The sequence below is a fragment of the Actinomadura litoris genome (assembly GCF_009733595.1).
In the GTDB taxonomy this organism is placed as follows: Bacteria; Actinomycetota; Actinomycetes; order Streptosporangiales; family Streptosporangiaceae; genus Spirillospora; species Spirillospora litoris.
Window position 1 is genome coordinate 315780 of record NZ_WOFH01000003.1, and the last position, 15218, is coordinate 330997.

At 74.7% G+C, this 15218-nt stretch carries 11 protein-coding genes; 4 read left to right on the plus strand and 7 right to left on the minus strand.

What is annotated here, in order from left to right:
- The first annotated feature begins 2 nt into the window (after window positions 1-2).
- A complete protein-coding gene (locus GNZ18_RS09270; protein WP_156215843.1) occupies window positions 3-1241 on the plus strand; it encodes an ATP-grasp domain-containing protein in 1239 nt (412 codons plus the stop codon).
- On the plus strand, window positions 1238-2131 hold the full coding sequence (locus tag GNZ18_RS09275; RefSeq protein ID WP_216651215.1) for an LLM class flavin-dependent oxidoreductase: 894 nt from the start codon (window positions 1238-1240) through the stop codon (window positions 2129-2131). Before GNZ18_RS09270 ends, GNZ18_RS09275 begins: the two co-directional genes overlap by 4 nt.
- On the opposite strand, the gene GNZ18_RS09280 is transcribed toward GNZ18_RS09275, so the two are convergent.
- The 7 genes from GNZ18_RS09280 to GNZ18_RS43600 form a co-directional block, all read right to left on the minus strand.
- Window positions 2128-3195 (minus strand): hypothetical protein, encoded by a 1068-nt coding sequence (locus tag GNZ18_RS09280; RefSeq protein ID WP_156215844.1) that lies wholly within the window; start codon window positions 3193-3195, stop codon window positions 2128-2130. The genes GNZ18_RS09275 and GNZ18_RS09280 overlap by 4 nt on opposite strands.
- Before the next feature lie 102 nt (window positions 3196-3297).
- Complete coding sequence (locus GNZ18_RS09285; RefSeq protein WP_216651216.1) at window positions 3298-4485, minus strand: MFS transporter; 1188 nt, start codon at window positions 4483-4485, stop codon at window positions 3298-3300.
- 12 nt (window positions 4486-4497) lie between these two features.
- Window positions 4498-6315 (minus strand): asparagine synthase (glutamine-hydrolyzing), encoded by a 1818-nt coding sequence (gene asnB, locus GNZ18_RS09290; RefSeq protein WP_156215845.1) that lies wholly within the window; start codon window positions 6313-6315, stop codon window positions 4498-4500.
- Window positions 6315-7451, minus strand: a complete 1137-nt coding sequence (locus GNZ18_RS09295) for a GNAT family N-acetyltransferase (protein ID WP_156215846.1) — start codon at window positions 7449-7451, stop codon at window positions 6315-6317. Before GNZ18_RS09295 ends, asnB begins: the two co-directional genes overlap by 1 nt.
- Complete coding sequence (locus tag GNZ18_RS09300) at window positions 7448-8806, minus strand: DUF6002 family protein (RefSeq protein WP_156215847.1); 1359 nt, start codon at window positions 8804-8806, stop codon at window positions 7448-7450. Before GNZ18_RS09300 ends, GNZ18_RS09295 begins: the two co-directional genes overlap by 4 nt.
- Window positions 8807-8944: 138 nt before the next feature.
- Entirely contained in the window at window positions 8945-10216 is a 1272-nt protein-coding gene (locus tag GNZ18_RS09305) for an ATP-grasp domain-containing protein (RefSeq protein WP_156215848.1), read from the minus strand.
- Between the two features lie 108 nt (window positions 10217-10324).
- Window positions 10325-11422 (minus strand): helix-turn-helix domain-containing protein, encoded by a 1098-nt coding sequence (locus GNZ18_RS43600; protein WP_216651217.1) that lies wholly within the window; start codon window positions 11420-11422, stop codon window positions 10325-10327.
- Between the two features lie 401 nt (window positions 11423-11823).
- Between GNZ18_RS43600 and GNZ18_RS43605 the strand changes: the two genes are divergently transcribed.
- On the plus strand, window positions 11824-13677 hold the full coding sequence (locus GNZ18_RS43605; protein ID WP_173390702.1) for an ROK family transcriptional regulator: 1854 nt from the start codon (window positions 11824-11826) through the stop codon (window positions 13675-13677).
- Between the two features lie 806 nt (window positions 13678-14483).
- Window positions 14484-14966, plus strand: a complete 483-nt coding sequence (locus tag GNZ18_RS09320; RefSeq protein WP_156215851.1) for a hypothetical protein — start codon at window positions 14484-14486, stop codon at window positions 14964-14966.
- Window positions 14967-15218 lie beyond the last annotated feature (252 nt).

Genomic DNA, 15218 nt, shown 5'->3' on the forward strand with positions numbered 1-15218 from the left:
CGATGACCTCCCTACCGGACGCGCCGCGCCTGCTGTTCGTCGGCGGCGCCCGCGCCGTCTCGCACAGCCGCGACATCGTCACCGACGCCCTGACCCAGGCACGGGACCGGGGCATCCGCACCCACATCATCAACCGGGCCGAGACCCTCGACGTGACCGCCGACGTGAACGCGCTCGCCGACGAGGTGTCGGTGGTGGACCCCGACGACCCGGCGGCGTGCGTGCGGTGGGCGCGCGAACGCCTCGCCCGGGGCGAGCGCTTCGACCTGGTGATGGGCCTGCGCGACACGGTCCTCGCCTCGGCGGCCGACGTCGCGGCGGTCGTCGGCGCGCCCGGCAACCCGCCGGACGCGGCGCGCCGCGCCCGCACCAAGGACACCTGCCGCACCGCGCTGGCGGCGGCGGGCTTTCGCCAACCGGCGGTCCGGCTGTGCCACGGCCTCGACGACGCGGCCGCGTTCGTGGCCGAGGCACCCGGCCCCTGGGTGGTCAAGCCGCGCGACAGCACGGCCAGCATCGGCGTCCGGAAGGTGACCGCCCCCGCGGACCTCCGGGCGGCCGTCGAGGCGCTGCCCTCCCAGGACGAGTTCCTCGTCGAGCAGTTCGTCGAGGGGCCCGAGTTCAGCGTGGAGGGCGTGTTCCTCGGCGGCAGGCCGCACGTCCTCGCCGTCACGGCCAAGACGAAGCTGCCGCCGCCCCACTTCGTGGAGATCGGGCACGTGCTGCCCGCCGACCTCCCCGAGCCCGGCAGGCGACGCATCGACGACGAGGTGACGTCCGCCCTCACCGCGCTCGGCCTGCGTTTCGGGCCGTTCCACGTCGAGCTGTGGCTGACCGCCGAGGGCGTGGTGCTGGGCGAGGTCCACGCCCGTCCGGGCGGCGACTGGCTGCACCGGCTCCTGACCTACGCGGTTCCGGGGCTGGAGATGTTCGGCCCGATCTACGACGACGCGCTCGGCCGCCCGGTGGAGCCGGCCCCGCCGGTCACGCGGGCCGCCGCCGCGTACTTCCTCGCGCCCGCGCCCGGCCGCCTCACCGAGGTGCGGGGCTGGTCGGGGCTGCTCGCGCACCCCGCCGTCCTGCACGCGGAGCTGACCGTCCGGCCCGGCGACGTGCTGCCCGCGACGCACCGCGAGTCCTCCGACCGGGCCGGGGCCGTGGTCGTCGGCGCGGAGACCTCCGCCGAGGCGCGGGCGCTCGCGCTGAAGCTCGCGGGCTCGATCGAGTTCGTGACCGGGTGAGCGCGCGGCGGCCGCGGATCGGCGCGGTCGTCCTCCCCGAGTACGGGTGGGCGGAGACGCGCCGTATCTGGACCGGCCTGGAGGAGATGGGCCTCGACCACGCCTGGACGTTCGACCACCACTCCTGGCGGACGCTGCGCGAGCGCCCCTGGTACGACGCGGTCGCGACGCTGTCGGCGGTGGCCGCCGTCACCGGCCGGATGCGGCTCGGGACGCTGGTGTCCTCGCCGAACTTCCGGCATCCCGCCGTGCTGGCCAAGCAGGTCATGACGCTGGACGAGGTGTCGGGCGGGCGGTTCGTGCTCGGCCTCGGCGCGGGCGCGTCCGGCGCCGACGCCGCCCTGCTCGGCCGCGCCGCCGCGTCCCCGCGCGAGCGCGCCGACCGGTTCGCCGAGTTCGTCGAGCTGTCGGACATGCTGCTGCGCGAGCCGTCCGCGACCTACCGCGGCGCGCACTTCGCGGCGGTGGACGCGCGGATGGTGCCCGGCTGCGTCCAGCGGCCCCGGGTGCCGTTCGCGATCGCCGCCGCGGGCCCGCGCGGGCTGCTCCTCGCTGCCCGGCACGCGGACCTGTGGGTGACGATCGGCGACCCCGGCCGCCCAGGCGGGCAGGCGGAGGAGGAGGCGTGGCGGCTGCTGCGCCGCCAGCTCACGAGCCTGGAAGGCGCCTGCGAGCGCGCGGGGCGCGATCCCGCGTCCCTCGGACGGCTGGTGAACGTGAGCCGCGTCGTGGACGCCCCCTACGCCTCGCCGGAGCGGTTCGCCGAGGTCGTCGGCCGCTGCCGGGACCTCGGCTTCACCGACGTCGTCGTCAACCATCCCCGCTCCGAGGGGGTCTTCGCGGGCGACCGGACGGACTTCGAGCGCGCCGTCCTCGCGCTGGTCGGCTAGCCGGCGGTGAGCCCGGTGGTGAAGCCGGTCTGCGCCAGCTCGGCCGTCTCCGCCGAGTAGGTGGCCAGCAGCGACGGCGGCAGCGGCATCCACGCGCTGCCCCCGACGGCGAGCGTGTGCAGCCCGGCGCGCTCGATCGCCGGGCCGGTCGGCGGGGCGCCGCGGCCCGGGAGCGTGCGCAGCGGCACTCCGGCGCGGACCGCCGCCCCCATGAGGTAGGACGTCAGCCACAGCGAGAACACGAACAGCTCGCCCAGGTCGTCGGCGGTCTTCTGGAGGCGCGGGCTCCGCGCGGCCAGCCGGTCGAAGCCCGCCCTGAGGTCGCCCGCGTCCAGGCCGTGGGCGGCGGCCATGTCGGTCCAGGGCCGCTGGATCCACATCTGGCGGCCGTCGTGGACGGTCCGCGCGAGCACCAGCGCGCGGCACTTGTTGAGCCACGGGCAGAAGTCGATCGCGTGCGCGAGCGCCTCGTGGGACGGGTCGTAGGCGGGCTCGGCGGTGAACCAGGCCGCGCGCCGCTCGCCGTGGTCTCCGTTCCCGGCGACGCTCTCCAGGTCGCGGTGCTCGACCAGGCACGGCACCGACACGTAGGCGTCGATGCCGCGCGACTCCAGGAACTCGCGCATCACGTCGTCGTCGTCCCGCCACCACCGGCTGAGCGCGGTCGCGAACTCGACGAAGTCGCCGACGTGCCGCGCGGGCAGGGCGAGCGCGAGCGTCGGGAAGTACTCGGTGCCCATCTCGTGGACCCAGGTCGCGCCCGCCGCGCCCGCGAGGCGGATCGCGGCGCCGTTCATCGAGCTCCAGTTGGCGTAGAAGGCGAGCGCGGCGTCCGGGAACAGCCGCACGCCTGCCTCGACCCGGCGCAGGAACCCGGGGGACAGCTCGACGTCGTCCTGGACGACCATGTGGTGGGTCGCGCCCGGCTCGGCGGCGCCCCACGCGAGGATCGCGGTCCGCAGCGGGAACTGCCGCTCGGGAGGGGACGGGTCGGTCACCACCCTGGCCCCCTCCAGCCGCCCGGCGAGGGCGGCGGCCTCCCGGGCCCGCTTGGAATGGCTCATGATGGCGATGCTGACGCGTGGGTCGGCCGACCGAAGTTCCATCTCACCCCGCCTTTTCGATCTTTCCATCGAGTGTCAGGGATATTGCCAATCTTGGCAAGGTCAACTTGCCATATGGCCGGAAACGGTGTCGTGCGGCGCCCGGAGCGCGCGGGCGAGGGCCGCGGTGGCCGCCAGCGACAGCCCCGCCATGAGGGCCGTCGCCGTCCCCGGCGAGGACCACTGCGCGAGCGTCCCGGCGAGGGCGGCGGCGACGCCCTGCGCGGCCAGCATCCCGGAGGAGTGCAGGCCGAGCGCCTGGCCGCTCATCTCGTCCGGCGTCAGGTCCATGAGCCGGGGCTGGAGCAGCAGGCCCGTCCCGTACCCGGCGGAGGCGACCGTCACCGCCGCGGCCGCGACCGGCAGCGGCGGACCGGCCGCGAACACCAGGTACGGCGCGGCGAGCAGCACGTACAGCGGGACGACGAGCCGCCCCCGCCACGCGTCCGGGACGAAGCGCCCGACCGTCGTGTCGCCCGCCAGCATCCCGAGCGCGGAGCAGGTGAACAGCAGCCCCGCCTGCCGGGGCGCGTAGGACACGAACAGCGACTCGCAGCCGACGACCAGCCCGCTCGGCACCCACAGCGCGAGGTAGACGTGCCGCCGCGCCGGCAGCGACCACAGCCGCGCGTTGCGCCGCCAGGTCGCGCGGACCGACGGGCGCCCCGCCGCGCGCGCCGGACGCGCCGCCAGGCCGAGCCGCGCGGTCCCGGCCGCGGCGCAGAACAGCGCGGCGCCCGCGAGCAGCGTGCCCCGCGGCGACAGCGCCGCGACCAGCCCGCCGCCCACCGCGAACCCGCAGATCTGCATGACGCCGTCGGTCATCGCGAGGACGGACCGGCCGAGCAGGTACCCCTCCCGCGCGAGGATGTCGGTGAGCAGCCCGTACCTGACCCCGCCGCCCAGCGAGCCGGCCATCCCGGCCGCCAGCAGGACGCCGAACGCGGCCCAGGTCGGCAGGCCGGGCACGGCCTGCGCGGCGGTGCCGAGGGCGAGCAGCAGCGCGATCCCGGTGAGCGCGGCGCGCGGCGGCAGCCGGTCGGCCGCCGACAGCAGCGTCGCGGCCCCCGCGGCCTGCGCGAGCGAGGGCCCGAACATCGCGAGCGCCGACAGCAGCGGCGAGCCCGTCCGGTCGAAGACGAGCGTGCTCAGCGCCAGCCCGCTCACGGTGGTGGCCGCGACGTGCGCGGCCACCACGAGGAACAGCGGGGTGTACTCGGGGGTCGCGAACAGCTCGCGGTAGGTGCGCACGCGGGAGGATCCTTACGCCATCGACACGCCGTACGCGCGGAGCCAGCGGTCGACCTCGACGATCGGGAGCAGGAAGTGCAGGGAGTCCGCGACGGTCATCGGCGACGTCCGGCTCGCGGCGAGCGCGCGGACCTTCGGGACGTCCAGCACCTCGCGCAGCGGGGACGCGGCGTCGGTGAGCACCCGCTCCAACTCGGCGCGCACGGCCCGCGCGTGCGCCGGGGCGAACGTCGCGGGGTAGGCGCTCTTGCGGCGCCGCAGCACCTCCGGCGGGACGAGGTCGGCGACGGCCGCGCGCAGCAGGCCCTTCTCCCGGCCGTCCGCGACCTTGATCTTCCATGGGACGTTCCAGACGTACTCCAGCAGCGTGTGGTCGCAGAACGGCACCCGCACCTCCAGCCCGAGCGCCATGCTCATCCGGTCCTTGCGGTCCAGCAGGTAGTGCAGAGGGCCCTGGAGGCTCAGGTAGAGGACCTCGCGCATGCGCGCCTCCAACCCCGCCTCGCCCGCGAGCCTCGGCACGAGCGCCCGCATCGTCGCGTACCGGTCGCGCTCGTCGTCGCCGGGACGGACGCGGGCCCGCACGTCCGGCGCGAGGCAGTCGGTCAGCCGGGGCCCGGCGCCGAGCCACGGGAACGTCCCGCCCCACACGGTCGCCTCGTCGAAGAACCAGGGGTAGCCGCCGAACACCTCGTCGGCCGCCTCCCCGGACAGCGCCACCGTCGACCGCTCCCGCACGCTCCGGAACAGCAGGTACATGGACGCGTCGAACTGCCCGAGGCTCGGCAGGTCGCGCGCGGCGAGCGCCTCGGGGACCGCGCCGGGCAGCGCGGCCGGGTCGAGCGTGACCGGGGTGTGGTCGACGCCGAGGTCGCGCGCGGCGGCCACGGCGAACGGCGCGTCGCGGTCGGGGCGCAGCGTCGTCGCGTGGAAGTCGTCGCCGGACCCGGCGAAGTCGACGGAGAACGTCCGGAGCCGTCCGGGCTCGTCCGCGGCGGCGAGGGCGGTGAGCGCGGTGGAGTCCAGGCCGCCCGACAGCAGCGCGCACAGCGGCACGTCCGCCACCATCTGGTGGACGACGACGTCCTCCAGGATCTCCCGGACGGTCCGCACCGTCGTCGCGTGGTCGTCGTGGTGCTCCCGGCTGACCAGCCGCCAGTACGGCGTCTCGTGCGCGCCCGACCGGTCGACGCGCACCAGATGCCCCGGCCGCACCTGGCGCAGCCCGGTCAGCGGCGTCTCCCCGGGCAGCGCCAGCCTCGGGTTGAACAGGATCGGCAGCTCCGCCTCGCTGGTGCGCGCCGTGAACAGCGGGTTCGCGAGCAGCGCCTTCGGCTCCGAGCCGAACAGCAGCCCGCCCGGATAGGCGTGGTAGTAGAGCGGCTTGACGCCGAGCCGGTCGCGGACGAGCAGCAGCTCCTCGCGCGCCGCGTCCCAGATCGCGAGCGCGTACATGCCGGTGAGCCGGTCGACGAACGCCGCGCCCCACTCCAGGTAGGCGTGCAGCACGACCTCGGTGTCGGAGGCGGTCGCGAACCGGTGCCCGAGCCGGGCCAGCTCCGCGCGCAGCTCGCGGAAGTTGTAGACCTCGCCGCTGTAGGTGAGCACGACCGGCTCGCCCGCCCGGCGGCCGCGCGCCGCCATCGGCTGCGCGCCGCCCTCGATGTCGATGACGGCGAGGCGGCGGTGCCCGAGCGCCGCGTGCGCCGAGACCCACACGCCCTCGCCGTCCGGGCCGCGCCGGTACAGCGACCGCGTCATCGCCTCGACCGTCGGCCGCTCGAAGGCGAGGTCGCGTCCGAAGTCGACCCAGCCGGTGATGCCGCACATCAGGCGCCTCCGTGCAGGCTCAGGGGTGTGGCGGGCAGGCCGTCCAGGAACCCGTCGAGATGGATCAGGCGGTGCCCGGTGATCCCCGGGGCCTCCCAGCGCAGGTCCGTCCTGGGCGGGTGGTCGTCGTCGTGGAAGTAGGCGGCCTCCAGCGCGCCGTCCGGGGCGAGCGTCAGCATCGGGTTCGCGGTGAGGAACGCGCGCACGGCCGGGCCGTCCCGGCGGACCCGCAGGTGCAGCCGCTTCCCGCCGAAGTGGTTCGCGGGCAAGGCGACCTCCGGGTGCATCTTGCGCTTGAACTGGAAGATGCCCTTGCTCAGGAACGGCTCGCAGCCCGACAGGTCCACCCGCGCGACGCCGTGCTCGGAGGCCCACTGGAGGACCAGGATGTACAGCGACATGTAGGCGCCCGACCGGTACAGGGACTCGTCGCCGCCCGCCACCCCCGCCAGCCGGACGACGAGCGCCGCCCGCTCCCGGCGGCACAGCATCCCCGCCACCGGGCGGCCGTCCTCGCACAGGTAGAACAGCGCGCCGCGCCGGAACAGGCACGCGCGCGCGGTCTCCTTGGACTCCGAGCGCGCCGCGCCGCCGTGCCTGCGGCGCATCGTCGGCCGGTGCATGCCCTCGTAGAAGTGCTCGAAGTCGGCGTCGCCGGTCGCGACCCGCAGCGTGCGCGCCCGCGACCGCACCTCCCGGGCGTGCTGCTGCCGGGCCTTCCGTGAGATCCCCCGCAGCACCCGCTCCGGCCCGCCGCCGGTCGGCACGGCGAGCGTGACGCGGAACGGCAGCAGCAGGACGTGCTCCGGGACGGGGTCGGGGACGCGCCGCCGGAAGCATCCGACGGCGAGGATGTCGGCGTCCGGCGCCGCGCGGCCGTCGGCGAGGCCCGTCCAGGACGTGCGGCGCGTGACGCGGCGCGCGGCGGCCGGGCCGCGGCGCTGCTCCAGGAACGGCAGCACATGGGTGAGGCCGTCGGGCAGGCCGCCGTAGGCCAGCACCGGCCCGCCGTCCCCGGGCACCGACACGGTCACCCGCGGGCGCGCGGAGACGGCGGCGTCCGCCCACTCCCGCGCCCGCACGATCCACGGGTCTGCGCCGTGCTGCCAGGCGTACCGCCAGCCGCGCGGGATCACCGCGCCGCCGCGCGGACGAGCCGGGCGAGGTCGTCGGCGCCGCCGATCGGGGTGAGGTGCTCGTCCCGCGCCGGTGCGAGCGAGGCGTCGGTGTAGTGGCCGGACGCGTGCACCACCACGTCGGTGCCGGGGGCGATCAGACCGCGCTCGCGGGCCACCAGCACGCCGGTGAGCGCCTTGACCAATGACCACTCGCGGATCTCCGCCGGGTCCGCGCCGATGGCGATCCCGGCCTCGGCGGCGAGTGCGCGGACGCGGTCGAACCGCGCCAGGCACTCGCGCCGCGAGACGATGCCCCCACCGCCGCCGTGCCGCCCGATGATGGCGTTGACCTGCGGGATCGTGGCCGGTGCCCGGGTGTAGAAGGTCGAGTCGACGACTTCGCGGGGGTCGTCGGTCTCGGCGGGGAAGTGCGGTGCGCCCTCCTGCCGCCAGACGGCGCCGCCGGGGTCGCAGGCGTAGTCGGGGACGTCGGCGCCGAGGACAGCGGTCACCATGTCGGGCGTCGCGAGCTGCTGGACCAGCCAGAACCCGGGATGGCGCGCGGGGACGGCCCGTCCGGGCAGGCCGCGCGCGAGCATCTCGTGCCCGAGGTGGTAGCCGAGCAGGCCGAACGCGCTCGACACCGCGTGCGCGTGCAGCCGGGGCGGCGAGTCCTCGGTGAGCGGCAGCAGCTCGGCCTCGGCGAACGCGCGCGCCGCGTCCGCGATCCGGTAGTTGTCGAGGTCGAGGGTGGGCCACAGCCGGAACCCGGTCGCCTCGAACAGCGCGCCGGCCTCCTCCCGCGCGACCCGCGCGGTGACGGCCTTGACGTCCCCGGGCTCGGCGACCCGCGCGAGCGCGACGGGGTTCGCGGCGCGCAGGCCGGCGTCGGCGGTGAGCGGGCAGTCGCGGAGCTTGCCGCGCGACGCCTCCGGGTTGACCGTGACGACGCGCAGGTCGGCGGGCGTGGCGATGCCGGTGGCGTAGGCGCGGGCGACGGCGTCCCGGAGCGCGGTCCCCTTGTTGCCGGACGTCGGCGTGAGGATCATGACGCGCTCGCCCGTCCGGCGCGTGTGCCCGGCCGCGCGCGCCACCATGAGCAGCGACGCCATCGTCTTGGTCGTGCGCGCGCCCGGGTTGCGCATCAGGTCGAGGACGTAGGTGTGCGGCTCCACCCGGGTGAGCCCGATGTCGGTGGCGTCGGTGAACTCGGTGAAGCGGTCGGCGGGCTCCAGCGGCACCACCGGCTGGACGTCGCGCTCCGCCGCGACCGCCCGCGCGGCGGCCCGGATCTCGTCGTGGAACCGGGAAAGGGCGTTGTGGATGACACCGGCGTCGGCGCCGGACCGGACAGGTTGACCCGCGACCAGCATGCGGCCACCCCCAGGGAGAAGATCGTTTCGCCGGAAAGATAACCGGGTTCCGCACTCCCTGGCAATACGTTGTCAAAATGCCGGTAATATGTTGCCAGTCCTTATCCGCCCCGGGCACGACCGCATTCGGGGGCGGGGTCAGCCGACCTGGAAGACCTGGTCCTTCAACTCCCGGACGAGCCGGTAGTCGCGCGCCATCGCCTCCTCGGTCCCGGCGCGCAGGTAGACGCGCATGGTGCTCGTCCGCAGATCGACGGTGGGACGGATCCGGTCGCCCTCCCGCAGCTTGAGCAGCACCCCGTACACGCCGGGCAGGTTCTCGATCTCCTTCACGACCGTCCAGTCGATCCGCTCGACGACGCCGTCCTGCTCCGTCGGGCTCGCGTAGACGCCCGCCGCGAGACGCCGGGTGTAGCGGCGGCCCGCCCGCTCGCGCAGGAACGTCTCGGGGCTGGTGTAGGCGAGCGCGGTCAGGTCGGCCTGGTTGCCGCCCAGGCACTCGTCGTGGAAGCCGGGGTCGAGGTGGCCCGCGAGCCGGGCGCCGACCTCGATCAGCGTCGGCCCCCGCTCGGTGACGATCACCTCGGCGTGCGCGGGGCCGTGGTCGATGCCGAGCGCGTCGAGCGCGCCGCCGACATAGGCGATCAGGTCCGCCACCACGTCCTCCTCGGGCGCGACGAGGAGCTCCAGGTCGTAGGTGTTGCGGGTGCCGAGGAGCCGCTTCTGCGACCGCCAGATCCCGCACGTGTACCGGGCGCCCCGGCAGCACACCATGTCGACCACGTACTCGGTGCCCGCCAGGTACGACTGGACGAGGACGGCCGTGTTCGGCTCGCCGTAGACGGTCCTCGACCCGAGCACGGCCTCCGCCGCGTCCCGCACCTGCCCGGCGTCCGCGCAGATCTCCACGCCGTCGGTGCCGGACGAGGCGAGCGGCTTCACCACCACCGGGTAGGCGCCGCGGCGCTCGGCCCACGCGACCGCGTCCGCCGCGTCTGCGGCGCGGACCTGGTCGGCGCACCGCACCCCGGCCCGCCGCAGCGCCTCGATCATCTCGAACTTGTCGCGGCGCGCCGCCGACAGCGCCGTGCCGTTGGTCGGCAGGCCCAGCCGCTCGGACAACTCGTCGGCCAGCGGCACGCCCGGCTCCTGCCCGGCGCCCACCGCGATCGGGTCGAGCGCCGCGAGCCGCGCGGCGGTCGCCGCCGGGTCGCCGCAGACCAGCGACGACCGGTAGGCGCCGAGGTCCGGTGCGAGCATCCCGGCGATCGGCTCCGGCGTGCTCTGCACGTGGACGACGTCCACGCCGAGCCGGTCGAAGGCCGGGGGCAGGAAGTTGCCGGTGGAGTAGGCGTCCACCAGGACGGCGGTCGGCCGGTTCGGGGTCGGGGTTCGGTTCGCTGCTGCCATGCGATGCCTGCCTCGTGCGTGGAGGACCCTCCGAGTTGACAGAAGATTGCCAGATTGATTGCCTTATTGGCAATCGCAGCGACGAGGTCGTGTCGGCGTGGCGCCCGGTCAGGTCACGCCGGGGCTCGGACTCGCGCCGGGGCCGAGGGGGCGTCCGCGCGTCCCGGACGGGGAGGTCTCGGCCGCCTGTTCGTCCTCGTCAGGGCGGTCGCTCTCCGAACGGAGAATGCCACGTTCCACCGCCCGCACCCCCGCCTGGAACCTGCTCCGCGCGCCGAGCATCTGCATCAGCTCGGCGGTGATGCGGCGCGTCGTCCGCAGCGACACCCCGAGCCGGCGCGCGATCGTCTCGTCGGTGTGCCCGTCGGCGAGCAGCCGCAGCACCGCCATCTGCTGCGGGGTCAGGTCGTCGCCGCCCCGGCGCCGGGGATGGCTGAGGCTCAGCTCGGCGGACTTGTCCCAGACGGCCTCGAAGTGCTCGCACAGCGCGTTGACGATCCCGGTGCCGCGCACGAGCAGCGCGCCCGAGCTCTCCTCGTCGGGGTCGACCGGGACGAGCGCCGCCTCCCGGTCGTAGATGAGCAGCCGCTGCGACAGCGCCCCGTAGGTGCGCACCAGCGCCCCCGCCTCCGAGAGCCACTGCGCGTACTCCAGGGTGAGGCTGTCGTTGTAGATGCTCTGCACGTACACGGTGCGGACGAGCACGCCGCGCCGCAGGATCGCCTGGTCGAGCGGGCGGCTCGCCTCCATCGCCTCCCGGCTCTGCGCGCCGCGCGGCGCGAACGCCATCAGCTCGGCCTCGCAGGCGGCGGCCAGCTCCTCGATGCGCAGCCGGACCTCGTCCAGGCCGGCGAGGTGCTCGACCTCGGGATGGTGCAGGTGGCGCTGCCGGGAGTGCTGTTCGATCAGTTCCATCACGGCCCGCCGGTTGGCGGCCAGCTCCTGCTGGCGCCGCAGCAGCTCCTGCTCCTCGCGGGCGAGCAGGGAGGAGAAGCCCACGGCGGGGTTGACGGCGAGCAGCGTCTCCGGCTGCTCCCACGAGGGGCGCACCAGCGACAGCTCCGCGAGCTCGTCCAGGACGCCGCGCACCTGTTCCGGTGACCAGCCGAGAAGCTCGCCCAGTTGGTCCACCCCGTACTTGGGGTTGTCCAGTATCGCCCGGTACAGTCTCGCCGCGTCCGACCGCAACCCGATGGACTCGAACACACCGCCTCCCTGGGCACGCGTCGGGTACCACCGAGTCTCTCGTGCAGCGTGTTTGTTAGCAACCTTTACAGTCAAGCCATAATAATCCTCTATCCGTTCCGGGTATCACATGGCCGTTGACGAAACGCTAGTGGAGATGCCGTCCGTGCATAGCTGCCTGACCTGGAAGGATGGGCGGCGCACACCCCTTTCGGGTGGCCGAATAGGGGCCCGGGCGCCGTCGCGAGCCGGTAGGGGTTGACAGGCGCCGCCGGTTCTGATTCGCCCGGACGGGTGGAGAACATGTCACTTTCCTGCCACTGCAGGCATCTGACAGCGCACCATGGCGCCCGCGTTTTTGCATCAATTTTAAGCTGGTCAGGATAGGCCAGCGGCGGTCGATGTCGACCAGGGATCGAATGGTGTACATAGTCAAAGCCAGACTGACCGGTCAGTCACCGGGCGGCGCGCAGCGGATCGCCTCCAGCCTGCGGACCTTCGTCGACCAGGGCAACGGCGTGGAGCACCTGCGCGCCAAGCTCGAACCGGACGCGACGGAGGTCGTCTTCTTCCTGCTGGCGGAGACCGCGCGCCGGGCCGAGGCGCTGACCGTCGAGATCTGCCGGCGGGCGATGCGCATGGCGGGCTGCCAGGACTGGACCGTCGCGCAGTGCATGGTCACGCTCGTCGACCAAGCCGAAGACCTCATCCTGTCCGCCCCCCCGCCACCGAACCCCGACGAGGCCCCCGCACCCCCCGCAGACGGCACGAATGCCGCAAACCCCACACCCCCCGCAAACGGCGCGGGCGCCGCGAACCTTGCGGGCGGCGCGCATCCCGCGAACAGCGCAAACCCCACGAACGGCGCGGGTGGCGCGAACCTTCCGGGCGGCGCGGGTGGCGCGAACCCCGCGAACCCCGCGAACCCCGCGAACGGCGCGGGTGGCACGGACCTTGCGGGTGGCGCGGGCGGTGCGGGCGGTGCGGGTGGCGGGGGCACGGTGGGGGAGCCCTGTGGCGTCGACGTCGATGGGTTGGGCGAGGCGTGTGCCGCGGGCGAGGGCTGCGGCGGCGGGTCTGGGCCCGCTTCGCCGCCGTCCTCGGGCGGGCGGGCGGCTCGGATCCCGTCGCGGGTGCCGTCCGCCCGCATGCTCAGGGCGATGAACGAGCGGTACGTGCTCAGCCTGATCCGGCAGTTGGAGACGGTGTCGCGCGCCGACCTGGCGCGGCTGTCGGGGTTGTCGAAGCCCACGGTCTCCTCGGTGGTGGCGAACCTGGAGACGCTCGGCCTCGTCGAGCGGTCCGGGCACCGCGCGGGCTGCCCGGGGCGGGCTCCCACGCTGTTCACGGTCGGGCACAACGCGGGCTGGGTGCTCGGCGTGGACGTGCGCGACGGCGCCGCCCACTGGGCCGTCTCGCGGATCGACGGCAAGGCGCGCTCGACGCGGGTGTCGCCGCTGCGCGGCGAGCAGGGCCTGCCCGGCGTCGCGGCGGAGGTCGACCTCGTCTGCCGCCAGGCCGACATCACGCGGGCCGACCTCGCGCGCGTGGTCGCCGGGTTCTCCTCGGCGCCCTGCGACATGATGCCCGCGCCGCCGAGCCGCGCCTGCCACGCCTCCCTCGACCACGCCCTGCACCGGCTCTTCGGCCCGCGCTACTCGGCGCGCCGGGGCGTGGAGATGGAGGCGCTGTTCCGCTACCGGGACGACCGGCGGGCCGCCAGCACCACCGTCTACGTGACGGTCGAGTCCTCGGTCGACATCGGTGTGATCAACGATGGCGCGCTCCACTCGCAGGACGCCTCCGTCTGCGCCCCCGGCCCGGCCCCGCGCGACCCGGACCGCGGCGGTAGGGCGCGGGACGCGTTCCTGCGGCTCTGCGGCGTGCCCGGCGGGAGCGTTCCCTCCGACCTCGAACGGATCACGGCGGCGCGCGGCGGCGGGCCCGTCATGCGGCCGCAGGAGCTGGCGGAGGCGGTCGGACGCGGCGACCGGCGCGCGGCCGAGGTGCTCGCGGAGATGGCGGTGCTGACCGCGCGGCTGCTGCGGCCGGTGCTGGCGATCGCGCGCCCCGGGCTCGTGGTGTTCGCCGGACGGCTCGCGGAGGTGCCGGGGTTCGTGGACGCGGTGCGGTACGAGCTGCCCGCCGCGGCGGCCGGCGGCATGCCGCCGATGGAGGTCGGTGGGGGCCGCGGCGAGGCCGTGCTGGACGGCTGCCTGGTCGAGGCGTGCGACCTGGCCTGGCAGCACATATTCGACGACCTGGCCGGGGTGTGAGCGGCTCAGGACCGGGCACACGAGAACTTCGGGGTGGTCCGTCCTTGATCAGCCGGTGACATGCTAATGCCATTGCAGGGTCGTGACACTCGCCGCCTCTTGGCTCAAGAACCGAACCTATCAAGAATCACCTGTGAAAGAACTTCGAGGATTCAAGGGAGTGGAACAATGATCATCACCATGCTTCAGGGCGGTCATTTCATGTTCACCTCCGAAGGAGGAGATTCGTCGGGAACCAATGGCTGGGGTTGAGGCGCGGCCGGGACGGCGGCGGAGAATCCGATGCGGCTCGCCGGGAAAGGCGCCCGCTCGTGAGGGGGCCGCGGGCCGGGGTCGCGGGACGGCGCACCCGGCGCTCAGCGGCGGCGACGCGGGCGGCGCGGGGCGGCGCGGTGGCGTCCTGGGCGGCGCCCGGTACCGGGTCGGCGCCCCCGGCGCGCGTCGGCCGCGGACGCTCGATGGCGCACTTTACCGGCGGTGCGGTGGCCTGTTTCCGCGCGTCGACGCCGGTTCCGGCGGTGTTCGCGTCCCGGACGGGTCCGGGCGCGGCACGCACGGCGCTGGTCCTTGGCGGATGTGCTCTGCCGCTCGGGGGCCTCGTTCATCAGGGGGTATGGGATTTCGCCGTACTTGTCCTTTTCTGTGGCGCATGCGGCGCTCTCGACGCTTCCCTGCGCACCCAGGCGGCGGCCGTGGAGCGGATTAGCGGAAAGCGACTCCCACCCGCGCCGCGCGCAATGCGGTGCGCCGGGGCGCGCACGGGCACGGCGGGCGCGCGGCTCCCGCTTCCGGTCCCCTGCCTGCCCGTGCTCCGCCTCGGCCTGCTCCTCGCCGGTGCCGCGGGCGCTCCCGCGCCGTCCCGGGTCCGTCCCCGCGTCCAGGGCCGGGAGTCGGGTTCCCCGGTGCCGCTCGTGGCCCCGGCGGTCGGCTTGGGAGCGGCGGCCGGCCTGGGGGTGGCGATGACCGCGCATGACGGACCCGTGGCCGACGACGTCCTCGGCTGCCTGCTGCTCGGCCTCGGCCTCGCCGGCGCGATCCCCGTGCCCGGCGTCGCCGAACGGGAGGGCGGACGTCCGGCGGTGTCGCTGGTCAGGAGGCCGGCACCCGCGCAGGCGCCCCCGGCGCAGGCGCCCCCGGCGCAGGCGCCTCAGACGGCTCCGGCGCCGACCGGGGCCGGGTCGCCGCCCGCCCCGGCGTGCCCGTCGCCCAGGCGCAAGGCCGGACGGCACGACTGCCTCACCCGTGAGAGGGCGATGCCCATGGACGGTCCGGAGATCGACTGGCCCTGAGCGGCCACGAGTAGGGATCCACGAAGGCCGGCGGCTGACGAGCCGCCGGCCTTCCGCGCTGCCCGGACCCGGCCGACCGGTGACGCCCCCGCGTGTCCCGCTTGGACGGAACGGGTCGTTGGCACCTTCTTGCCAAGTTAGGCAACTCTGTGCCAACATCGGTTGCCAGAAGCTCCGGGGGCCCCCACCGACTCCGACACCTATGCCACCCCACCACGCCACCCCATCCACGCCATCACATCGACGCGTGCG

Bases quoted from the DNA above. Each gene is read 5' to 3' on its own strand.
- GNZ18_RS09270 (WP_156215843.1), top strand. From the start codon at position 3: ATGACCTCCCTACCGGACGCGCCGCGCCTGCTGTTCGTCGGCGGCGCC.
- GNZ18_RS09280 (WP_156215844.1), bottom strand. From the start codon at position 3,195: ATGAGCCATTCCAAGCGGGCCCGGGAGGCCGCCGCCCTCGCCGGGCGG.
- asnB (WP_156215845.1), bottom strand. From the start codon at position 6,315: ATGTGCGGCATCACCGGCTGGGTCGACTTCGGACGCGACCTCGCCTTC.
- GNZ18_RS09300 (WP_156215847.1), bottom strand. From the start codon at position 8,806: ATGCTGGTCGCGGGTCAACCTGTCCGGTCCGGCGCCGACGCCGGTGTC.
- GNZ18_RS09305 (WP_156215848.1), bottom strand. From the start codon at position 10,216: ATGGCAGCAGCGAACCGAACCCCGACCCCGAACCGGCCGACCGCCGTC.